The 21827-nt window shown below is 72.6% G+C and carries 22 protein-coding genes; 12 read left to right on the top strand and 10 right to left on the bottom strand.

Annotation, left to right across the window (positions count from 1 at the left end; all coding sequences use genetic code 11):
• Positions 1–10 precede the first annotated feature (10 nt).
• A complete protein-coding gene (locus OG875_RS28590; RefSeq protein ID WP_330177118.1) occupies positions 11–931 on the top strand; it encodes a sirohydrochlorin chelatase in 921 nt (306 codons plus the stop codon).
• 91 nt (positions 932–1022) lie between these two features.
• Here OG875_RS28590 and OG875_RS28585 read toward each other — a convergent pair whose 3' ends face one another.
• Both OG875_RS28585 and OG875_RS28580 read right to left on the bottom strand, forming a co-directional pair.
• Positions 1023–2114, bottom strand: coding sequence for a lactonase family protein (locus tag OG875_RS28585; RefSeq protein WP_330177117.1), 1092 nt, complete (start codon positions 2112–2114; stop codon positions 1023–1025).
• A 274-nt stretch (positions 2115–2388) separates the two neighbouring features.
• A complete protein-coding gene (locus tag OG875_RS28580) occupies positions 2389–3321 on the bottom strand; it encodes an SDR family oxidoreductase (protein ID WP_330177116.1) in 933 nt (310 codons plus the stop codon).
• 137 nt (positions 3322–3458) lie between these two features.
• On the opposite strand from OG875_RS28580, the gene OG875_RS28575 reads away from it, so the two are divergent.
• Both OG875_RS28575 and OG875_RS28570 read left to right on the top strand, forming a co-directional pair.
• A complete protein-coding gene (locus tag OG875_RS28575) occupies positions 3459–4139 on the top strand; it encodes a TetR/AcrR family transcriptional regulator (RefSeq protein ID WP_330177115.1) in 681 nt (226 codons plus the stop codon).
• 328 nt (positions 4140–4467) lie between these two features.
• Positions 4468–5190, top strand: a complete 723-nt coding sequence (locus OG875_RS28570) for an HAD family hydrolase (RefSeq protein WP_330177114.1) — start codon at positions 4468–4470, stop codon at positions 5188–5190.
• A 53-nt stretch (positions 5191–5243) separates the two neighbouring features.
• Here the strand turns inward: OG875_RS28570 and OG875_RS28565 are convergent, their stop codons facing one another.
• From OG875_RS28565 to OG875_RS28545, 5 genes are all read right to left on the bottom strand, one after another.
• Positions 5244–5654, bottom strand: coding sequence for a cytidine deaminase family protein (locus OG875_RS28565; protein ID WP_330177113.1), 411 nt, complete (start codon positions 5652–5654; stop codon positions 5244–5246).
• Positions 5655–5664: 10 nt separating this feature from the next.
• Complete coding sequence (locus tag OG875_RS28560; RefSeq protein WP_330177112.1) at positions 5665–6147, bottom strand: SRPBCC family protein; 483 nt, start codon at positions 6145–6147, stop codon at positions 5665–5667.
• The gene (locus OG875_RS28555; RefSeq protein ID WP_330177111.1) at positions 6144–6509 is read right to left on the bottom strand and encodes an ArsR/SmtB family transcription factor; all 366 of its coding nucleotides are present in this window, start codon (positions 6507–6509) and stop codon (positions 6144–6146) included. The genes OG875_RS28560 and OG875_RS28555 overlap by 4 nt, the downstream gene beginning before the upstream one ends.
• 51 nt (positions 6510–6560) lie before the next feature.
• Entirely contained in the window at positions 6561–7037 is a 477-nt protein-coding gene (locus tag OG875_RS28550) for a VOC family protein (protein ID WP_330177110.1), read from the bottom strand.
• Positions 7038–7243: 206 nt separating this feature from the next.
• On the bottom strand, positions 7244–7663 hold the full coding sequence (locus OG875_RS28545) for a TOBE domain-containing protein (protein WP_330177109.1): 420 nt from the start codon (positions 7661–7663) through the stop codon (positions 7244–7246).
• Positions 7664–7861: 198 nt separating this feature from the next.
• Between OG875_RS28545 and efeO the strand changes: the two genes are divergently transcribed.
• From efeO to efeU, 3 genes are read left to right on the top strand one after another with little or no spacing between them, the layout of a single operon-like run.
• On the top strand, positions 7862–9013 hold the full coding sequence (gene efeO / locus OG875_RS28540; RefSeq protein ID WP_330177108.1) for an iron uptake system protein EfeO: 1152 nt from the start codon (positions 7862–7864) through the stop codon (positions 9011–9013).
• 9 nt (positions 9014–9022) lie between these two features.
• Positions 9023–10369 (top strand): iron uptake transporter deferrochelatase/peroxidase subunit, encoded by a 1347-nt coding sequence (gene efeB / locus OG875_RS28535; RefSeq protein ID WP_330177107.1) that lies wholly within the window; start codon positions 9023–9025, stop codon positions 10367–10369.
• Between the two features lie 34 nt (positions 10370–10403).
• Positions 10404–11240: an iron uptake transporter permease EfeU gene (gene efeU, locus OG875_RS28530; protein WP_330177106.1), complete on the top strand. Its 837-nt coding sequence runs from the start codon at positions 10404–10406 to the stop codon at positions 11238–11240.
• Between the two features lie 76 nt (positions 11241–11316).
• Here efeU and OG875_RS28525 read toward each other — a convergent pair whose 3' ends face one another.
• Positions 11317–11727: a cold shock domain-containing protein gene (locus tag OG875_RS28525; RefSeq protein WP_330177105.1), complete on the bottom strand. Its 411-nt coding sequence runs from the start codon at positions 11725–11727 to the stop codon at positions 11317–11319.
• Between the two features lie 134 nt (positions 11728–11861).
• On the opposite strand from OG875_RS28525, the gene OG875_RS28520 reads away from it, so the two are divergent.
• Positions 11862–12842, top strand: coding sequence for a YihY/virulence factor BrkB family protein (locus OG875_RS28520; protein WP_330177104.1), 981 nt, complete (start codon positions 11862–11864; stop codon positions 12840–12842).
• A gap of 194 nt (positions 12843–13036) precedes the next feature.
• Here the strand turns inward: OG875_RS28520 and OG875_RS28515 are convergent, their stop codons facing one another.
• Complete coding sequence (locus OG875_RS28515) at positions 13037–13612, bottom strand: TerD family protein (RefSeq protein ID WP_330177103.1); 576 nt, start codon at positions 13610–13612, stop codon at positions 13037–13039.
• A gap of 277 nt (positions 13613–13889) precedes the next feature.
• Here OG875_RS28515 and OG875_RS28510 point away from each other — a divergent pair, with 277 nt between their 5' ends.
• The 5 genes from OG875_RS28510 to OG875_RS28490 all read left to right on the top strand — a co-directional run bounded on the left by OG875_RS28510 (position 13890) and on the right by OG875_RS28490 (position 19853).
• Positions 13890–14360, top strand: coding sequence for an ATP-binding protein (locus OG875_RS28510; RefSeq protein WP_330177102.1), 471 nt, complete (start codon positions 13890–13892; stop codon positions 14358–14360).
• Positions 14361–14455: 95 nt separating this feature from the next.
• Positions 14456–15073, top strand: coding sequence for a 2Fe-2S iron-sulfur cluster-binding protein (locus OG875_RS28505; protein WP_330177101.1), 618 nt, complete (start codon positions 14456–14458; stop codon positions 15071–15073).
• Positions 15070–16098: an FAD binding domain-containing protein gene (locus OG875_RS28500; protein ID WP_330177100.1), complete on the top strand. Its 1029-nt coding sequence runs from the start codon at positions 15070–15072 to the stop codon at positions 16096–16098. Before OG875_RS28505 ends, OG875_RS28500 begins: the two co-directional genes overlap by 4 nt.
• Positions 16095–18194 carry a xanthine dehydrogenase family protein molybdopterin-binding subunit gene (locus OG875_RS28495; protein ID WP_330177099.1) on the top strand — a complete coding sequence of 700 codons (2100 nt, stop codon included), beginning with the start codon at positions 16095–16097 and terminating at the stop codon, positions 18192–18194. Before OG875_RS28500 ends, OG875_RS28495 begins: the two co-directional genes overlap by 4 nt.
• Before the next feature lie 153 nt (positions 18195–18347).
• Positions 18348–19853, top strand: a complete 1506-nt coding sequence (locus tag OG875_RS28490) for a phosphoesterase (RefSeq protein WP_330177098.1) — start codon at positions 18348–18350, stop codon at positions 19851–19853.
• Here the strand turns inward: OG875_RS28490 and OG875_RS28485 are convergent, their stop codons facing one another.
• Positions 19854–21821, bottom strand: a complete 1968-nt coding sequence (locus tag OG875_RS28485; RefSeq protein WP_330177097.1) for a helix-turn-helix domain-containing protein — start codon at positions 21819–21821, stop codon at positions 19854–19856. It abuts the gene before it with no gap.
• Between the last annotated feature and the right edge of the window lie 6 nt (positions 21822–21827).

Here is a 21827-nt window from a genome sequence, read left to right as displayed (position 1 = left end):
ATTCGACGCCATGAGCTCCCCCACTGGGCCGGCACCCGGCCTGCCTGTACGAATGCCTCGACCTCGACAGTCGGGGCGGCACCGTCGACCCGAGCCCGTGGCGGCGCCCGAGGGCGCGCCCACACTCGTGCTGGCCATGCCCGGCACCCCGAGCGCCCAGGTGCGGAACCTCGGCGACGAGGTCGTCAGCATCGCGCGTTCCGAGCTGCCTGGCCTCGACGCCCGGATCGGCTATCTGGACGGTGACGACGACGAGTACCCGGCGCTGGGCACCGTTCTGGCCGAGAACGCGCAGCGGCGGGTCGAGCGCCACGAGCTGGCCAAGGCCGCGGGCCGGGAGACCAGCGAGCCCGAGGGCATCTCGGCCGTGGTCGTGCCGCTGCTCGCGGGTCCCGACAACTCCCTGGTCAGGCGGATACGTCAGGCCGTGGTGGACAGCAAGGCCGTGGCGGAGATGACCGAGGTCCTCGGTCCGCACCCGCTGCTCGCCGAGGCACTCCACGTGCGTCTGTCGGAGGCCGGGCTGGCCCGCGCCGACCGGGCGAGGCTGTTCACGGTGGCCACGGCCGCCGACGGCATCATCCTCGCCACGGTGGGCGGCGACGAGGCCGTCCAGGCCGCCGGGATCACCGGCATGCTGCTGGCCGCGCGCCTCGCCGTGCCGGTCATGGCGGCGGCGCTGGACGACGAGGGCGCGGTCGCGGCCATCGCCGAGCAGCTGCGCGAGTCCGGTTCGACGCAGCTGGCGCTGGCCCCGTATCTGATCGGCCCCGAACTGCCCGAGGGCGTGCTCGACGTCGCCCTCAAGGAGGCCGACTGCGCCGCTTCCGAGGCGCTGGGCGCGTACCCGGCGGTCGGCAAGCTGGTGCTGTCGCAGTACACGAGCACGCTGGGCATCTCGGCGCAGAACCAGAACTCTCCGGCGCGCTGACTCCGGGCGTACACCGCACGCGAATCGCCGGACGGTCCGGTCTCCCCGGCCCGTCCGGCGATTCGCGTGCGGTCCGCCCCGGCGACGGCTCTCAGCCGAAGACCACGCAGGAGGCGGCGGGGGCCTCGAACGCGCCCGCGCGGGACGGGATTCCGGTGGCCGGGTCGATGTCGAACCAGGTCACGTCGCCGGAGTGCTCGTTCGACACGTACAGCCTGCGTCCGGCCGGGTCGAGCGTCAGGTCGCGCGGCCAGCGACCGCCGCAGTCCACCGTGGTGACCAGGGCGGGCTTCTCGCGCGAGTCGTCCAGCGCCAGGACGGCGATGCTGTCGTGCCCCCGCATGGCGGCCCACAGATACCGGCCGTCGGGCGAGACGACGATCTCGGAGGCGTAACTCGCCACCTCGACGCCCTCGGGGAGGACGGGCACCTCGCCGACCGGCTCCAGCCTGCCCTTGCCGGTGTCCCAGCGGCAGACCGTGAGGGTCGTGTCCAGTTCGTTGAGGACGTACGCGTGGGTGCCCGCCGGGTGGAGGACGAGATGGCGCGGCCCGCTGCCGGGGCGCAGCGCGGTCTCGCTGTGCGGGGCGAGGGCCCCGCTGTCGGGGGCGACGGCGCTGATCCGTACGGAGTCGGTGCCGAGGTCGACGGCGAGCAGCCACCGTCCGCCCGGGTCGGGCACCACCTGGTGGGCGTGGGGCCCCTCCTGCCGTTCGGCGTCCGGCCCGCCGCCCTCGTGCTGGAGGACGCCGGCGGCGGGGCCGGGGGTGCCGTCGGCGTGGAGCGGCAGGAAGGTGACGCTGCCGGAGCCGTAGTTGGCGGTCACCAGGTGTCCGGCGGTGAGGGCGAGATGGGTGGGGCCCGAGCCGCGCACCGGTACCGGCCCGCCGATCAGGCGCGGCGCGGCGTCGCCCGGTGCGACGTCGAAGGCGGCGACGGCGCCCTCCTCGGCCTCGGAGACGGCGTAGAGCACGGTGCCGTCGGGCGCGAGGGCCAGGTAGGAGGGGTCGGCGAGGGCGTCGGTCGCGCCCAGTTCGGTCAGTGCCCCGGTCTCCGTGTCCACGGCGGCGGCGATGACACCGCGGCCTCCCGCCGAGGTGAACGACCCGATGTAGGCCCGCCCTTCACCCCTGGCCTCGCTCCTGTCGCCCACTGACTGTCCCCTCGTCGTGTCTGTCGTCATCGCTGTTGTCGTTGTGGCCGTTGTTGTCGTCGTGCTTGGTGTGTCGCGTCGCGTTGTCGTGTCGCGTCGTGCGCGTCGCGCGTTCGCTCGTTCGGTGTGCCCGTGAGCGGCGCGCGTGCGTCTCCGCCCGCGCGGGTGCCGTACTCACGGAGGTGTCGCGGCCGACGGTAGCAGGGGGTCTAGACCAACTGGGAGTGTCGGGCGGCTGACGCGTGGACTACCCGTTTCCGGCGCCCGGCTCACCTTTTCGGAGGACCTGGCAGCACAAGCCGGTTCAGACGGCGTGCGCGGGGAGCGTGACTCCGGTCAGCCGCTCGGCCTCGGCCCACAGACGGGCGTTGACCTCCAGGTCCCGCGCCCTGCGGGTCGTACGGGTGACTGCGGTGGGGCCGACGAGGCCGAAGCGTCCGCCGGGGCCGTAGTAGCCGGCGGCGACGGCGTCGGGGCTGGTCGCCGCGTGGAGCAGGGGTTCGGTGCCCTGTTCGACGCCCTGCGAGGGAAGGAAGTCGAGCCGGGTGAGCAGAAGTGTGCCGAGGGACGGCTTCCCGGTGCCGAGGCTCGCGCCCGCCGTCTGGAGATTGGTGCGGGTGTAGCCGGGGTGGGCGGCGGTGCTCAGCAGGTTCCAGCCGCGTGCGGCGGCGATACGGGCGAGTTCCCTGGTCATGATGAGGTCGGCGAGCTTGGACTGCGCGTACGAACGGTTCGCGCTGTACTTCCTGGTCGTCCACTGGAGGTCCGCGAAGTCGATCCGGCCATAACTGGCGGTGCCGCTGGTCATGGTGGCGACGCGTGGGGCCCGTGCGGCGAGCAGCAGCGGGAGGAGCCGGACGGTCAGGGCGAACGGGCCGAGGAAGTTGCTGCCCATCTGGAGTTCGAAGCCGTCCGGTGTCTCGATGCGGGAGGGCGGGGCCATGACTCCGGCGTTGTTGACGAGCAGGTCGAGCGGGGTGCCGCCGGCGACGAGTCCGTCGGTGAACTCCCGGACGGACGCGAGGTCGGCGAGGTCGACGCGGCGCACGTCGAGGCGCGCCTCCGGATGGCGCGCCAGGATCTCGTTCCGGGCTTGCTCGCCCTTGGCGACCGTACGGACGGCCATCACCACGTGCGCCCCGGCGGCGGCGAGACGGCGGACGGCCTCCTTGCCGGTGCCGCTGTTGGCACCGGTGACGACGGCGTGCTTACCGGTCTGATCAGGGACCTGGTACATGGCGATTTCCTTCGGACGGCGTGGAGGGGGTGGGCGGGGAGGCACGGCGACCATATAAGACCGCCGGTCTCTTCCACTTCCAAGCTAGCAGACCGACGGTCCGATAACAAAGGACCGGGCGTCCGTAGAATTGGCCCATGGCACAGACCTTCCAGCGCGCCCGCAGCGAGGAGCAGCGCGCCCAGCGCCGGCAGGCGATCCTCGACACGACGGCGTCGATGCTGACCGAGATGCCGGTGGCCGGGGTGAGCCTCAACGAGCTGAGCCGGCGGGTGGGGCTGGCGAAGTCGAACGTCCTGCGCTACTTCGAGTCCCGCGAGGCCGTCCTCCTCGAACTTCTCGACGCCGCCAGCCGGGAGTGGCTGGCGCATCTGGAGGGCGCGCTCGCGACGGACGTGGACGCGGGGGCCCCGCTGCCCGCGCGCGGCGACCGGGTGGTGGCGGTACTGGCGGCGTCCCTGGCGGAGCGCCCCGTGCTGTGCGACCTGACGAGCGCGCAGGCCGCGGTGCTGGAGCGCAATGTCTCACCGGCCGTCGCGGCGCAGTACAAACGCGCCGCGATCGCCAACGTCGGCACGCTCGCCGGCCTGGTCCGCACCCGGGTGCCCGAACTGGGCGAGGAGGACACGGCACGGTTCGCCGCCGTCTGCGTCATGACGACGGGGGCGGTGTGGACGCACGCGCAGCCCTCGGCCGCGATGCTCACGGTCTACGAGACGGACCCGGAACTGGCCGCCCTGCGGCTCGACTTCACGACGATGCTGCGACAGGTGCTGGAGGTCGTGCTCTCGGGACTGCTCGCGCGGGCGTCCCGCTGAGCGCGGACCCGGGGGTCAGGCTGCGGGGAGCCGGGGCGCCGGGAGAACCGGTCGCCCGGCCCCGGGTGACCGGGGCCGGGTGACCGGGGCCGGGTGACCGGGAGACCGGGCGACGGGAAGCCCCGGGGCGGGGAGGCCGGGGCTGGAAAACCGGCGGGAAGCCCCGGGGCGGAGAGACCGGGGGCGGGAGAACCGGGGCGGGAAGACCGGCAGCGGAGCGGTTGGGAGCGGGGGCAGCAGTAGCGGGGGAAGCGGGCACGCGCCCGACCGGGCGGTGGCACGGCGGGCCGTCCCGGCGCCGGTGACGGGCGGTTGGCATGCTGGGGCCATGAGCACCGCGCGCGCCGCCGCCTACCCCAGCGCCCTCTCCCCCGCCGTCGTCTTCGATCTCGACGGCACCCTCGTGGACAGCGAGCCGAACTACTACGAGGCGGGCCGGCGGCTGCTCGCGGGCCACGGCGTGCCCGACTTCAGCTGGGAGCAGCACACCCGGTACATCGGCATCAGCACCCGCGAGACGCTGGAGGCGTGGCGGACGGAGTACGGGATCGGGGCGCCGCTCGACGAACTGCTGCTCGCGAAGAACCGGATCTACCTCGAACTGGCGCGGGCCTCCACCGAGGTCTTTCCGGAGATGCGGGCACTGGTGGAACGGCTGCACACGCGTGGGGCGCCCATGGCGGTGGCCTCCGGCTCGTCGCGTGCCGCCATCGAGGCGGTGCTGGACGGGACGGGGCTGACGCCGTACTTCACCCTCGTCGTCTCGGCCGAGGAGGTCCCGCGCGGCAAGCCGGCGCCCGATGTGTTCCTGGAGGCGGCGCGGCGTCTGGGCGTGGACCCGGCGGACTGTGTGGTGCTGGAGGACGCGGCGCCGGGCGTGCGGGCGGCGCGCGCGGCCGGTATGCGGTGCGTCGCCGTGCCGTACGTACGGAGCACGGCCGACGATCCGGCCTTCCGGGAGGCGGAGTTGCTGTTCCCTCGGGGGCAGGAGGAGTTCACGGCGCGGGCCGTCTACGCCTGGCTCACCGGGACACGGCAGGACACGGCGTAGAACTGACGATTCGTCAATTTGACCTGGAACGGGCCGAGTTGAGTCTCGTACGGTCAGTCGAGCGGCTGGGGCCACTCGTGAGCGGGCAGCAACTCCCGCAGGCTCGCCGAGAAATCCCGCCCCAGAACCACTTCCGCGTCGATGTTGGCGTGGTCGATCTGCCGGACGAACTCCCGGCACCGTCCGCAGGGCGGCAGGACGTGCAGGGCGCCCTCCTCGTTCCGCCACACCGCGACGATCTTGACGATCCGGTACTCACGGGCGGTCACCATCGCGGCGATCGCCGCGTGCTCCGCGCAGAACCCCGTCCCGCAGCCGGTGTCGATGCACACACCCGAGTAGAGCGTCCCCGAATCGGTCACCAGGGTCGCCGCCACATCGCCGAACAGGCGGTCCTCCACCCGGTGCGGGTGGAGGACCGCCTGCGCGATGTCGATCAGTTCGCTGTTCGTCGGAGTCCCCATCCCCCGGACGTTACCCGGCCGCGCCCTCCCCCGTCCCGGCCAGGTAGGCGCCCAGGGCGTCCAGCCAGTCCCCCGTGCCCTGTTCGCGCCATTCCGGCTTCTCGTGGCCGTCGAGGTAGCTGCCCTGCTCGGTGAGGATCAGCCGGGTGCCGTCGCCGTCCGCCTCGAACTCCACGGTGGTGAGCGAGGCGGTCGCCAGCGCCTCCCCGCCGTGCAGGGTGGAGCCGTAGACGACCCGCCGGTCCGGCACGATGTCGTGGTAGACGGAGGCGAAGGTCATGACGGTGCCGTCCGGGAGCGAGCCCCGGTTGAGTTCCGTGCCGCCGACCCGGAAGTCCAGCTCGTACGTGTGGGCCGGGCCCGCGAACCAACTGCCCTTCGCGGACGGGTCGGACCAGGCGGCGAACACCCGGGCCGGCGGTGCGGCGTAGGCGCGTTCGAGGGTGAAGGTGGCGTGGGTGACGGTGCTGTCCGTCGTGTCGCGGTCGGTCATGATGCGCTCCCTTGCTCTGTCGTTCCCGGCTCCGCCGGACGCTCCCGCTCCAGCTGGTCGCCGAGCCGGTCCAGGCGGCGCTCCCATACGGTGCGCTGCCGCCCGATCCAGTCCTCGGCCGCCCGCAGCCCGGCCGGCTCGATGTGACAGGTGCGGACCCGGCCGGTCTTCTCGGACCGGACCAGGCCGCACTCCTCCAGCACCCGGAGGTGCTGCATCACGGCCGGCAGTGACATCTCCAGCGGCTGGGCGAGCCGGCTGACCGAGAGCGGGCCCTGGATCAGCCGTTCGACCATGGCCCGCCGCGTGGGGTCCGCCAGCGCCTGGAACAGCGCGTCCAACGAGCCTTCATAGTTAGGCACGTACTTAACTATGACGCCCTGGACCACAACAGTCAAGTGAACGCTTAACTATCAGGCGACCCCGTCGGCCGCCGCGCGCAGGGCGGCGATGTCGATCTTCTTCATGCCGAGCATGGCCTTCATGGCCCGCTGGCCGCGCTCGCTGTCCGAGTCGTTCAGGACGTCCTGCATGCCGCTCGGCACGACCTGCCACGACAGTCCGTACTTGTCCTTCAGCCAGCCGCACTGGCTCTCCTCGCCACCGTCGACGAGCTTGTCCCAGTAGCTGTCGACCTCGTCCTGGTCGGCGCACTCGATCATGAACGAGACCGCCTCGTCGAAGGTGAAGTGCGGGCCGCCGTTGATGCCCACGAAGGGCTGGCCGTCCAGCTCGAACGCCACCGTCAGCACCGTCCCGGCCTGGCCGGGTCCGGCTTCGCCGTAGCGGGTGACGTCGGTGATCTTCGAGTTGGGGAAGACCCCGACGTAGAACTCGGCCGCCTGCTCCGCCTGCGTGTCGAACCAGAGGTTGGGGGTGATTGTCGGCATCGCCGTCTCCCGGTGTCGTGGGTGTGCACTGCTTGTCCCCCTTCCGACTGTCGCACCGCCCGGAACTCATCGCAGCGGCGGAAATCCGCACCGCCGGCACCGGGGGCCCCGCCGGACACCTCTTCCGGCGACACCGACACCGACGGACACTCCCCCGCCGACGACCGGCGCACCTCACGACACCCGGCGCGCCTCGCGGCGTCCGCTCACTCCGTGGCCAGTGCGATCTCCGTCGACTTGATCAGCAGTGTGACGTCGGTGCCGGGCGCGAGCCCCAGTTCCTCCACCGCCTCCCGGGTCACCACGGCGGTCAGCTCCACGTCGTCCACGGCCACCTTGACGTTCGCCAGTCCCGAGCCGAGCACGATCTCCATGAGCGTGCCGGTGAGCCGGTTGCGGATGCTCAGCCCCTCGACCGGGCCGGTGGCGAGGGACACCTCGGTCGCCTTGGCCAGTACGCGCACCGCCGAGCCCACCCCGATCCCGAGCTCCCGGACGGCCTCCAGGGTGACGGCCGCGATGATGTCCTGACCGCCCGGCAGATGGACCCGGACCGTGGCCATCACCTCTCCGGGTGTCACACCGGTGACGGTGCCGGGGATCTGGTTGCGGATGCTCAGCTGCATGACGTTCTGCCTCTCGCTGGTGGGGCGCGGGGAGCCGGCGTACGTCAAACCATTCAAAAGGATCGGTAAAGGCGAAACGTCCATTGACGCAGGTATCTTGCTGTTTCCCCTGATTTCGCATGAGTGAGGTAGGGCTAACTTAGGCTCGCCTCACCGCGAGGCCGCGCCCGCACACCTTTCACCGCCGCTGGAGCCCTCATGCGACCCGTCCGCCTCTCCCTGGTCACCGCCCTCGCCACGGTCGCCGCCCTCACCGCCGTCACGGCGTGCTCCGAGAAGAGCGACGCGGAGGGGGACGGGGCGATCGAGGTCACGGCCACGGACACCTCCTGCGAGGTGTCGAAGAAGGAGTTCCCCGCCGGTCACGTCCAGCTCGCGGTGGAGAACAAGGGCTCCAAGGTCACCGAGGTCTACGTGCTGTTCCCGGACGACCGGATCGTCACCGAGCGCGAGAACATCGGCGCGGGCACGAAGGCGAACATCACCGCGGAGATCAAGGCCGGTGACTACGAGATCGCCTGCAAGCCGGGCATGACCGGCAAGGGCATCCGCCAGCGGGTCAAGGTGACCGGTGGCGGCACGGTGGCCGAGCGCGACCCGAAGCTGGACGCCGCGGTCGCCGCGTACCGCCAGTACACGCTGGAGCAGGCGGAACAGACGCTGCCGAAGGCGAAGGTGTTCGCGGAGGCCGTCAAGGCCGGTGACATCGAGGCCGCGAAGCGGGCGTACGCGGACTCCCGCATCGGCTGGGAGCGCACCGAGCCGGTGGCCGAGTCCTTCGGTGACATCGACCCGAAGGTCGACCTGCGCGAGGACGGTCTGGAGGAGGGCCAGGACCTCGAAACGGACTGGACCGGCTGGCACCGGCTGGAGAAGTCGCTGTGGCAGGACAAGAAGATCACCCCGCGCGACAAGGAGCTCGCCGATCTGCTGATCGCCGATCTGACCGTCTGGCAGAAGAAGGTCGGTACGGCGGAGATCACCCCGACCTCCATGGCCAACGGCGCCAAGGAACTCCTCGACGAGGTCGCCACCGGCAAGGTGACCGGTGAGGAGGAGCGCTACAGCCACACCGACCTGGTGGACTTCAAGGCCAACGTGGAGGGCGCCGAGAAGTCGTACGCGCTGCTCAAGCCGGTGGCGTCGAAGAACGACGCCGGGCTGACGGCCGAGCTCGACACCCGGTTCGCCGCGCTGAACACCCTGCTCGACACTTACCGCGAGGACCCGTCGAGCTATGTCTTCACCTCGTACGACAAGGTCGGCACGGCCGACCGCAAGGACCTGTCCGACGCGGTGAACGCGCTGGCCGAGCCGCTGTCGAAGCTCGCCGCCGCGGTCGTGAAGTAGCGCGTGCCCATGAACGACGAGACCCACCCCGGCAACTCCGCCTCCGACGCCGGTGCCGCTCCCGGCTCCGGCGCTGGCTCCGGCGACGAGTCCCGCGCGCCGTCCCGCCGGTCGGTGATCGGCTGGGGCGGCGCGGGGCTCGCGCTCGGCGCCGCGGCGGCCGGTGGTACGGCGCTGGCGCTGGGCGCCGCGGACCGGACGGAGCCCGCCGGGCCGGCCGGACCGGCCGTTCCGTTCCACGGCGCGCACCAGGCCGGTATCGCCACCGCCGTCCCCGACCGGCTGCACTTCGCCGCGTTCGACGTGACCACCCGGGACCGGGACGAGCTGATCCGGCTCCTGAAGGACTGGACCGCCGCCGCGGCGGCGATGACCGCGGGACGCCCGGTCGGCGAGGGCGCGTTCGGCGGCACCCCGGAGGCGCCGCCGGACGACACCGGTGAGGCCGCCGGTCTCAGGCCGTCCCGGCTGACGCTGACCGTCGGCTTCGGACCGTCGCTGTTCACCGGCGCGGCCGGGAAGGGAGCGGACGCGGGGAGGGGCGGGGACCGGTTCGGGCTGGCGGACCGCAGGCCCGAGGCCCTGGTGGAGCTGCCGAGGTTCCCCGGCGACAACCTGGACCCGGCGCGCAGCGGCGGCGACCTGTGCGTCCAGGCGTGCGCCGACGATCCGCAGGTGGCGGTGCACGCCATCCGCAACCTCGCCCGGATCGGCTTCGGCCGGATCGCCGTCCGCTGGTCGCAGCTCGGCTTCGGCAAGACCTCGTCCACCACGCCCGAGGCGCAGACCCCGCGCAATCTCTTCGGCTTCAAGGACGGCACCCGCAACATCGCGGGCACCGACACGGCCGCGCTCGACCGGCACGTGTGGGTCTCCTCCGGGGCCGGACCGGCCTGGCTGGCCGGCGGCTCGTACCTGGTGGCGCGCCGCATCGCGATGCGGATCGAGACCTGGGACCGGACGTCCCTCCGGGAGCAGGAGGACATCGTCGGCCGGGACAAGCGGGAGGGCGCGGCGGTCGGCAGGGCCGGGGAGCACGACGAGCCGTTCCTCAAGTCGATGCTGCCGACGTCCCACGTACGTCTCGCGCACCCCGACTCCAACGGCGGGGCGCGAATGCTGCGCCGCGGCTACTCCTACACCGACGGCACGGACGGACTCGGCCGGCTCGACGCGGGCCTGTTCTTCCTGGCGTACCAGCACGACGTGCGGGAGGCGTTCATTCCCGTGCAGCGGAGCCTGTCGCGCGGGGACGCGCTCAACGAGTACATCCAGCACGTGGGTTCGGCGGTCTTCGCCGTACCGCCGGGCGTCCGGGACACGGACGACTGGTGGGGACGGGAGCTGTTCTCGTGACCCGCGCGGTGACAACGGCGGAAGGACGCCCGGCATGTTCGGCAATTATCTGATCGGCCTGCGCGAGGGGCTGGAGGCCGGACTGGTCGTCTGCATCCTCGTCGCGTACGTGGTCAAGACCGGGCGCCGGGACGCGCTGGTGCCCGTGTGGCTGGGCATCGGTATCGCCTGCGCCGTCTCGCTGGCGTTCGGCGCGGCGCTCGAATTCGGTTCCCAGGAGCTGACCTTCGAGGCGCAGGAACTGCTGGGCGGGTCGCTGTCCATCCTCTCGGTGGCCCTGGTCACCTGGATGATCTTCTGGATGCGGCGTACGGCGCGGCATCTCAGGAGCGATCTGCACGGCAGGCTGGACGAGGCGCTGCGGATGGGTACGGGCGCGCTGGTGGCGACCGCGCTGCTGGCGGTGGGCCGGGAGGGGCTGGAGACGGCCCTGTTCGTCTGGGCGTCGGTACGGGCGGGCGGCGAGGGCCGGTCGGGGCCGCTGGTCGGGGTGCTGCTGGGGATCGCCACCGCGATCGTGCTGGCCTGGCTGTTCTACCGGGGCGCGCTGCGGATCAATCTGGCCAAGTTCTTCACCTGGACCGGGTCGATGCTGGTGGTCGTGGCGGCGGGCGTCCTGGCGTACGGCGTGCACGATCTCCAGGAGGCACGGTTCCTCGGCGGTCTGGGGACGAAGGCGTTCGACATCTCCGCGACGGTGCCGCCGGACAGCTGGTACGGCACGCTGCTGAAGGGCGTCTTCAACTTCCAGCCCGATCCGACGGTCCTCCAGCTGACGGTGTGGGCGCTGTATCTGGTCACGACGATGATCTTCTTCCTGGCGCCGCGCCGGGCGGGCACGGGGCGGCCCGCCCCGGCGAAGCCCGCGTAGGCCCTGATCCGCCGGGCCCGTGTGGACCCGTGTACGCCGCCGTGGTGGGCGGAGGTCCGCCCACCACCGGCCGGGTTCAGGATTCGAGCCAGCCGTGCGAGCGCGCCAGCTCGATCACGGAGCTCCGCACCCGCTTGATCTGATCACCCGTCAGGGAGCCGTCGGCCTGGAGGAGGGCCTCGGTCAGCTCACCGCGCAGCTCGGCCGGGGACAGCACGTCCGAGTAGTCGCCGTGCGGGTCCGGCGGGGTGCTCTCCCTCGTGCCGCCGGACGACGCCGGGGCGCCCAGCAGTCTGATCCGTGACGCCTTGGGACCCTTGTCCCCCATCTCCAGCTCGTACTCGACCTCGCTGCCCGCCTTGTACTGGTACTTCTCGTCCAGCAGATCGTTGGCGTGCATGAACACGTCCTCGTCACCCTCGTGGGGGACGATGAACCCGTATCCGCGTACCTCGTCGAACCTCAGCACTCGTCCTGCGTGCAACACAGCCCCTACTTTCACGGCCTACCTCTACCTCGGCCACCTCATCCGGGGTCCACAGCGAACCCCCCGAGCAACCTCTCACATCCGCCCGCCTGCGAGAATCCGTTCTCGGCAGATCAACACGAGTCGGGGGCACGATGGGCACGGTGGTGCGGGTACCGCAGACCCGGGACATGATCGGGGACGAACTCTCCGGCGACGAGGCGTGGGCGGCGCTGCGCACGTACGGCGGGCGGAAGCTGCTGACCGACGCGTTCCTGCGGTTCCGCTTCGCGGACGGGTTCAGCATCGCGCGGGCGCTGGCCTTCCAGGTGGTGCTGGCGCTGGTGCCGTTCTGCATCGCGCTGGTGGGGGTCGCGACGTCCCTGCACACGGAGAGTGTGGGGCGGGTGGTCGAGTTGACGCTCACCCGAATAGCACCGGGGCCGAGCGCCGAACTGATCCGGACGTCGCTGGGCCGGGTCGGGGAGGGCGCCGGCTCCGGCGCGGCGGGTGAGCTGGCGGTCTGGCTCGGTCTGGGGTTCGCGACGCTGAACCTCGCGTCGGCGATGGCGCAGATCGAACGCGGGGCAAACCGTATCTACGGGGTGGAACGCGACCGCCCGTTCCTGGCGAAGTACTCGCGCGCCCTGGTGCTCGCGGTCGCCGCCGGGCTGCCGCTGATCGGCGGGTTCCTCATCCTGCTCGGCGGCACGGCGGTGGGCGGCGCGCTCGCGGAGACGTTCCACTGGGGGGAGACGGCGCGGGACGCCTGGGGGTGGGCGCGGATTCCGGTGGGGGTCCTGCTGACCTGGCTGGCCTCGGCCGTGCTGTTCCGCTGGGCGCCCCGGCGTGACCAACCGGGCTACACCTGGCTGGCGTTCGGCTCCGCCGTGCATCTGCTGCTGTGGGTGGGGGCGACCTGGCTGCTCACGCTGTACGTCGGGTTCAGCGGGTCGTTCGGCTCGGTGTACGGGCCGCTGACGGCGTTCGTCGCGCTGCTGTTGTGGTCGCAGCTGGCGGGCATCTCGCTCTTCCTCGGTCTGTCGCTGGCCGCGCAGCTGGAATCCGCGCGCGCCGGGCAGCACGATCCGGTCCATCCGGACCCCGGCCACGGCGGCGACCCGGACCACGTCTGAGGGCGGTGTGCCCGGCAGCGGGCGGCGGCGGCCCCGAAGGGTGCCGCCGCCGCCCCGTCGGTGCCCGCTCCCGTGCGCGTGCGCGGGCCGGTCTCCGTACCCGTACCCGTACGGGGTCCGTCACCCGCGGGTGGACCCGCGGCCGTACGTGCGCCCGTGCCGCTGCGCGGACGCGCGCGCGTCCGATGGACGTCTCAGACGTTGACGCCGAAGTCGGCCGCGATGCCCGCCAGACCGGAGGCGTAACCCTGGCCCACCGCGCGGAACTTCCACTCGGCGCCGTGCCGGTACAGCTCGCCGAAGACCATCGCGGTCTCGGTGGAGGCGTCCTCGGTCAGGTCGTAACGGGCGAGTTCGGCGCCGCCCGCCTGGTTCACCACGCGGATGAAGGCGTTGCGGACCTGGCCGAAGCTCTGACCGCGTGAGGCGGCCTCGTGGATCGAGACCGGGAAGACGATCTTGTCGACATCGGCGGGCACCCCGGCGAGGTTCACCTTCAGCGACTCGTCGTCGCCCTCGCCCTCACCGGTCAGGTTGTCACCGGTGTGCTCGACCGAACCGTCGGGGCTCGTCAGGTTGTTGTAGAAGATGAAGTGCTGGTCGGAGAGGACCTTGCCGGCGCCGTTCACCAGCAGCGCGCTCGCGTCGAGGTCGAAGTCCGCGCCGGTCGTGCTGCGCGCGTCCCAGCCGAGACCCACGAGCACGGCGGTCAGGCCCGGAGCCTCCTTGCTGAGCGAAACATTGCCACCCTTGCCCAGGGAAACGCCCACGATCTCCTCCTGCTGTTCGAGACTGAAAAGTGGATCAAAATCTATAACACCGGAGAACTGTCGGTCCCGGTATCCACCAGGCTCGTACGGTTCGTTACGGCCTCCGGCGAGACCCCGTCGCGGAGGGGGACGCGAGAGGCGGCCGGGACGTTCCCGGGCCGCCCGCCGGATTTCCGTCGCGCACCGGGACTGAATCGGCGAAAGCGGGGCACCGGGAACAACGAGCACGGGAAGGCCCGATCCTGCGGGCCGCCCCAGGGGGAACGGATCGCACGGCATGGGACATGTCATGGACCAGCGGGTGGGAGAGTCCGAGGGTCGCTGCCCGGACTCGGGCCGCGTCCTCAGCCGCGGCGCGGTGTTCGACGGCGACTCCGGGATGATCGGCGAGGCGCGCCGGTTCGCGGCGGACTTCCTCACGGAGATCCGGACCGCCGACGACCACCCCGTCCCGGCGCGCGTGATCGGCACCGCGCAGCTCGTCGTCAGTGAACTGGTGACCAACGCGTGCAAGTACGCGCCCGGCCCCTGTCTGCTCGACGTCGTCTTCGACGGGGACATCGTGGAGATCACCGTGTGGGACACCGATTCCACGCTGCCGGTGCCGCGCGCCGCCGAGCCGGGACGGATCGGGCAGCACGGGCTGGAGATCGTCATCGCGCTCTGCGAGGGCTACGACGTCCGCCGGGAGCCGGTCGGCAAGCGCATCAAGGTCCGCCTGGCGGCGGGGACCGACGGCCGGGCGTAGGACCTGTCCGCCGGGTCCTCGCGGGCCCGGAGACCGATCGGGTGGCCGGCCGCCGCGCGCGTTTGCCGGGCGGTGCCTGCGGTTAACGGACGGTGATGCCCCACACCTCCGAAGTCACGCTCGACGTCAACGGCGCCCCGCACCGGCTGACCCTCGACAACCGGACCACCGTGCTCGACGCGCTGCGCGAGCATCTGCGTCTCACCGGGCCCAAGAAGGGCTGCGACCAGGGCCAGTGCGGTGCCTGCACCGTCCTCGTGGACGGGCGGCGGGCCAACAGCTGTCTGATGCTGGCCGTCGCCCAGAGCGGCGCCCGGATCACCACGATCGAGGGTCTGTCCGGCGGTGCGGGCGCCCCGGACGGCGCGGTCGCCGACGGGCTTCGTCCCGCGCACCCGCTGCAACAGGCGTTCCTCGACCGCGACGGCTTCCAGTGCGGCTACTGCACCCCCGGGCAGATCTGTTCGGCGGTCGGTGTCCTCGCCGAGGCCGCGGGCGGGCACCCGTCGCTGGTGACCGGCGCGCACGGGCCGCCGCCCGGTGAGCCCGTGCCGCTCGGCCCCGAGGAGATCCGTGAACGGATGAGCGGCAACATCTGCCGCTGCGCCGCGTATCCCCGCATCGTCGAGGCGATCGAGGACGTCGCGGTCAGAGGCGGCCGTGTCCCGGCGGTCGCCGGTGGGGCGCCGACGACCGCGGAGGTGGCCTCGTGAAGTCCTTCACCTACGAACGCGCCACCGACCCCGCGCAGGCGATCGCCCTGCTCACACATCGTCCGGGCGCGCGCTTCCTCGGTGGCGGCACCAATCTGGTCGATCTGATGAAGCTCGGCGTCGAGTCCCCCGAGCACCTGGTCGACATCGCCCGGCTGCCGCTGGACCGGGTGGAGGGCACTCCCGAGGGCGGTCTGCTGATCGGCGCCACCGTGCGCAACAGTGATCTGGCCGCCGACCCGGCCGTCCGCATCCGCTACCCGGTGCTGTCGCAGGCCGTGCTGGCCGGGGCCTCCGGGCAGCTGCGCAACTCGGCCACCACCGGCGGCAATCTGCTCCAGCGCACCCGCTGCCTGTACTTCCAGGACGTCACCAAGGCGTGCAACAAGCGGGAGCCCGGTTCCGGGTGCCCCGCGCGGGAGGGCTTCCACCGCGATCTCGCGGTGCTGGGGCACTCCGAGGCGTGCGTGGCGACACATCCCTCCGACATGGCCGTGGCGCTCGCCGTGCTCGACGCCGAGGTCCTGCTGCTGGGGCCGGACGGCGAACGCGTCGTACCGCTCGTGGACTTCCACCGGCTGCCCGGTGACCGCCCCGACCGGGACACCGTGCTCCGCCGGGACGAACTGGTCACCGGCGTACGGCTGCCCGCGTCGGCCGCCGGGCTGCCGTCCGCCTACCGCAAGGCGCGCGACCGTGCCTCGTACGCCTTCGCGCTGGCGTCCGCCGCCGTGGTGCTCGACGCCCGCGACGGTGTCGTACGGGACGTCCGGATCGCGTTCGGCGGGCTGGCCCACAAGCCCTGGCGGGCCACCACCGCCGAGGCCGCGCTGCGCGGCGGGCCGGCCACCGCGGACGCCTTCCGTTCCGGCGTCGACGCGGAACTCGCCGCTGCCCGGCCCCTGCGGGACAACGGCTACAAGGTCCCGATGGCCCGCAATCTCGCCGTCCGGCTGCTCACCGAACTGGCCGACCCGGGCACGGCCGCCGCCGACCCCGCCGACCCCCGCCGAGGAGACCGATGACCACCAGCCGGGAGCGGGTCCTGGGATCCGCCGCCGTACGGATCGAGGGCCCGGCCAAGGTCTGCGGGACGGCCCGGTACGCCGCCGAGTACACCCCGCCCGGCTGTCTCTACGCCTGGGTGGTGCCGGCGACCGTCGCGCGTGGCCGGGTCGTGTCGTTCGACACCGCCGCGGCCCTCGCGGAACCGGGTGCCGTCGCCGTCCTGACCCATGAGAACGCGCCGCGCACCGAGGAGCCCGAGGACCCCACACTGGGCGTGCTGCGCGACGACCGGGTGCCGCACCGGGGCTGGGTCGTCGCGCTCGCCGTCGCCGAGACGCCGGAAGCGGCGCGCGCCGCCGCCGACGCCGTCCGTGTCACCTACGCGGCCGAGGACCACGACATCGTCCTCACCGCCGACCACCCCGGTCTCTACGTCCCCGAGACGGTGAACGCCGGCCACCCGGCCGTCCGTGAGCGCGGTGACGCCGACGGCGCGTACGCCGCCGCCCCGGTCCGCGTCGACGTCACCTATGCCATGGAGCCGATGCACAACCACCCCATGGAGCCGCACGCCGCCGTCGCCCACTGGGACAACGGGCGGCTGACGGTACGTGACTCCAGCCAGGGGTCCAGTGGCGTACGGGAGGCGCTGGCCGCGATGTTCGCCGTGGATCCGGCGCTGGTCACCGTCACCAGCGAGCACGTCGGCGGCGGTTTCGGTTCCAAGGGGAGCCCGCGCCCGCAGCCGGTGCTCGCCGCGCTGGCGGCCCGGCACCTCGGACGCCCCGTCAAGCTGGCGCTGCACCGCTCCCAGCTTCCGGCGCTGGTCGGGCACCGCCCGGCGACGATCCAGCGGGTGCGGCTGGGCGCGGGCCGGGACGGGGTCATCACCTCGCTGACGCACGAGGTGGTGACGTACACGTCCACGGTCAAGGAGTTCGTGGAGCAGGCCGCGACACCCGCCCGCACCATGTACACCTCGCCGCACAGCCGCACCGTCCACCGGGTCGCCGCGCTCGACGTGCCGACCCCGTCGTGGATGCGGGCGCCCGGCGAGGCGTCGGGCATGTACGCGCTGGAGTCGGCGATGGACGAACTGGCCCTGGCCGCCGGGGTGGACCCGGTGGAGCTGCGGGTGCGCAACGAGCCTTCGCACGAGCCGGACTCGGGCCGCCCGTACAGCAGCCGCCACCTGGTGGAGTGTCTGCGGGACGGGGCCCGCCGGTTCGGCTGGCGCGACCGCGACCCGCGCCCGGGGGTACGGCGGGAGGGCCGGTTCCTGGTGGGCAGCGGGGTCGCCGCCTCCTCCTACCCGGTCCTGGTGCTGCCCGCGGCGGCCGAGGCGCGCGCCGACGCGGACGGCGGGTTCCTGGTCCGGGTCAACGCGACGGACATCGGTACGGGCGCCCGTACCGTGCTCACCCAGATCGCGGCCGACGCGCTCGACGTGCCCCTGGACCGGGTGCGGGTCGAGATCGGCGACAGCGGCCTGCCCGCGGCCTCGGTGGCGGGCGGCTCGTCGGGCACCGCCTCGTGGGGCTGGTCGGTGCACAAGGCGTGCGGGGCGCTGCGGGAGCGTATCGACGAGGCGGGCGGCGCGGTGCCGCCCGGCGGGCTGTCCGCGACCGCCGACATCGCCGAGGAGGTGCGGGCGGGGTCGGAGTTCGCCCGGCACGCGTACGGGGCGCAGTTCGTCGAGGTCCAGGTCGACACGGACACCGGCGAGATCCGGGTGCGCCGGATGCTGGGGGTCTTCGCGGCCGGGCGCATCCTCAACTCCCGTACGGCGCGCTCCCAGTTCATCGGCGGGATGACGATGGGGCTCGGTATGGCGCTGATGGAGGGGGCGACGCTCGATCCCGTCGCCGGTGACTTCGCGGAGCGAGACCTCGCCTCCTACCACGTCCCCGCCCACGCGGACGTGCGCTCCGTGGAGGCGTACTGGATCGAGGAGGACGACCGGCATCTCAACCCGATGGGCAGCAAGGGCGTCGGGGAGATCGGCATCGTCGGGACGGCCGCGGCGATCGGCAACGCGGTGTGTCACGCGACCGGGGTCCGGCTGCGGGAGGTGCCGATGCGGCCGGACCGGCTGCTGCCCCACCTGCGCTGACGGCCGTTCCGGGGAGGGCGCGGCGGCGGGTGCGGCGGGCAGTGTCCGTTGTTCCCGGTGGACCTCACGGTTGTTCACCGGGCGTTCGGTTTGTGGGCCGAGACTTTGCGGTCGGCACCCCCCGCGCCGGACGTTGAACGAAAGGCTTCAACCGTGAAGGACAAGAACACCGAGGACCCCGAGCGCTCCGCCCTCTCCCGGCGCCGGCTCGTCAAGTACGCGGGCGTCGGCGCGACCCTCGCCGCCGCCGCGCCGATCGTCGGCGCCGGCGTCGCCTTCGGCAACGAGGACGACGAGCGCCGTTCCCCCGGTCACTCGGGCGACTCCGGCAGACGTGCCTGGCGCGCCGGCGACCACCACGTGCACTCGGAGTACAGCGGTTCCTTCGACACGACGAAGAACCCGCCCGTGTTCAAGAAGGGCGGCGACGCCGTCTACCCGATCGTGACCAACGCGATCATGGCGAAGAACTTCGGTCTCAGCTGGGCGATGTGCACCGATCACGGTGGCCCGACGCACTCCAAGGTGAACCTGGAGCAGGCCTACCCCGACCTGCTGCGCTCGCGTGTCCTGGTCCCCGAGGTGCTCCAGTTCTGGGGCATGGAGTTCGACGCCCCGGCGCTCGACCACCACACCCTGATGATCCCGCACCACACGGACGAGGCGCGGCAGCTGTTCGAGCTGGAGCAGCGCTTCGCCAAGCTCGACCCGTTCCCCGCCGACCCGGGCCGGGACACCGAGGCCAAGATGGTGGAGTTCCTGAAGGCCGCGAAGGACATGCGCCGCAAGCCGCTGGTGATCGCCCACCACGCGTCCCGTTCGGCGACCGGTCTGGGCGTCTACGGGCAGGACACCCCGCGCGAGTTCCGCAACGGCAACGACGTCGCGCCCGACATCTACGTCGGCTTCGAGGGCGCTCCCGGCCACCAGGCGGGCCCGCTCGTCGGCGGCGCGCGCGGCGGTTACGGCAACTACCCGACGCACGGCGGCTTCGACCAGATGACGGCGCGGGTCGGCGGTCTGTGGGACTCGCTGCTGGGCGAGGGCCGGCACTGGTGGATCACCGCGACGTCCGACTCGCACGTGCACTGGACGCGCGGCGGCTCCGACTTCTGGCCGGGCGAGTACAGCAAGACGCACGTGCTGGCCCGCCAGGACTACGCGGACATCATGGACGGTCTGCGCAACGGCCGGATCTGGGTCGGCACCGGTGACCTCATCCGCACCCTGGACGTCACGGCGGGCAACCGGGGCAGCGTGGCCGCCTCGGGCGAGACGATCACGGTCACCAACCGGGGCCGTACGGACGTCGAGATCGAGATCCGGTTCCGCCCGCTGAACGGGAAGAACGCCAACGGCGACCGTCCCGAGGTGCGCCGGGTCGACCTGATCACCGGTGAGGTCTCCGGCAAGAGCGGCAACCGCGACTCCGACACCAACCCGACCACCAAGGTCGTGGCGCGGTTCGGCAGGCGCGACTGGCGCAAGCAGGGCGACGAGTACGTCATCAAGCACACCCTGCGCGACGTGGACCACGACATGTACGCGCGGGTCCGCGGCACCAGCACGGACGAGGCCGAGCCGCTCGCGGACGGCCTGGAGAGCCCGTGGGACGACCTCTGGTTCTACTCGAATCCGGTCTTCGTCAACGTGCGCTGATCAGCTAACGGCGGGTCGGTCACCCGCCGGACGGGCCTCGGTCCGTCCGGCGGGTGTCGTCGTGTGCGGGCCGTCCGTCAGTCCGTGCAGCCGCAGGGCCAGTTGGATCTCCAGGGCGCGCGCGGGTGAGTTCCAGTCGTCGCCGAGGAGCCGTCCGACCCGTTCGAGCCGCTGGACGACGGTGTTCACATGGACGTGCAGCGCGCTCTTGGTCCGGGTGAGGCTCGCGCCCTCGGCGAAGTAGGCGCCCAGTGTCCCGACGAGGTCGGTGCCGCGCTCGGCGTCGTAGTCCAGTACGGGGCCGAGGGTGGCCCGTACGTAGCCGCCGAGGTCCGCCCGGTCGCCCAGGAGCACGCCGACGAAGCCGAGGTCGCCGGCCGCCCCGCCGTGCCCGGTACGGCCCAGGACCCGCAGGGCGGACAGGCAGCGGCCCGCCTCGCCGTGTGCGGTGGGCAGTTCGGCGGGTCCGGCGGCCGGGCCGGCCGCGCCGACCGTGACCGGGGCGCCGACGGCCTGGCCGAGTTCGGCGGCGAGCCTGCGGGCGTCCGGTCCGGGGGCCTCGCCGGGGGCGACCAGCACGACGTGGCCCTGGTGGAGACCGGCCAGCCCCTTGTCCGCCTGGGCGTGTCTGGCGGCGACGGCCAGCAGCCGGTGCCGGTCGGCCGTCTCGCTGTCCGCGACGAACACGCAGTGCCGGCGGGCCAGGTCGACGCCGAGCCGCCGGGCCCGCGCGGTCAGGGCGCCCGGGTCGCCGGAGCGGGACAGCAGGTCGCCCAGCAGTTCGCCGCGTACCCGGTCCTCCGCCTCGGCGACCGAGCGGCGCAGCAGCAGGAGCAGGGCGGTGACGACTCCGGCCCGTTCGAACAGCAGCCGCTCCACGTCCGGGAGCCGGGCGTGCCCGGTGAGGGCGATGCTGCCGAGGAGTTCGGGGCCGGCCACGACGGCGCAGACCCAGGTGCCGTCCAGCGGCACCGCCCGGCCGCCGGCCCGGGACGCGGCGACGGCCGGGGCGGGCGGCGGCACCGATCCGGTGCGGGCGCGGGCGAGTTCGGCGCCGTCCGCGTCGTGGATGAGGATGCCGCCGTCGAGGATGTCGGCGAGGGCGGCGGCCACGTCCTGGGGTCCGCCGCCCCGCAGCACGAGGTCGGTGAGCTGGTCGTGCGCCTCCTCGGCCCGGCGTATCTCCGCGCTGTGCGCGCGGATCGTCTCCGAGGCCGCGTTGAGGTCGACCAGCGCGGCCCGGGTCTCCTCCAGCAGCCGGGCGCCGTCGATGGCGATGGCGGCGTGGTCGGCGAGGGAGGAGAGCAGGGCGACCTCCTCGGCGGCGAACTCTCGGGGCGCCCGGTCGGCGGCGTACAGGACACCGATGACCCGGGCGCCGACGCGCAGCGGTACGCCGAGGATCGCGCGCAGGCCCTCGTCCCGCACGGCACTGTCGATGGTGCCGGTGTGGTGGAAGCGGGTGTCGCGCTGGTAGTCGCCGGTGGCGTACGGGCGGGCGGACTGTGCGACGAGTCCGCCGAGGCCCTCGCCCATGCCGAGCCGCACCTGCTGGAAGGCGGCGGCCACGGATCCGTCGGTCACCCGCATGTAGGTGTCGCCGGCCGCCTCGTCGTTGAGGGAGAGATATGTGACGTCCGTGCCGAGCAGCAGTTTCGCCCGGTGGACGATGGCCCGCAGGACGGCGTCGAGGTCGCGCAGCGCGGCCAGGTCGCTGGCGGTGTCGAAGAGGGCGGTGAGCTGTGCCTCGCGGCGCCGGTGCTGGCTGAGGGTACGCCGGATGCGCAGCGCGACCTCGGTGGCGTCGGTGAGCGCGGCGAGCTCGCCGCCCCGCACGCCGGCCGCTCGGGCATCGGCGGCGGGGCGTGAGAACTCCTCGGCGGGCGCGCCCCGCGCCAGCAGGTCGAGCAGCCGGCGCAGGGCGGTCGTGGCGTGCCGGGTGCCGGGAGCTGTCACGTCGGCGAGCATACGGTG

The sequence above is a fragment of the Streptomyces sp. NBC_01498 genome, assembly GCF_036327775.1.
Classification (GTDB): domain Bacteria; phylum Actinomycetota; class Actinomycetes; order Streptomycetales; family Streptomycetaceae; genus Streptomyces.
This window is presented reverse-complemented; position numbering and strand designations above follow the sequence as displayed.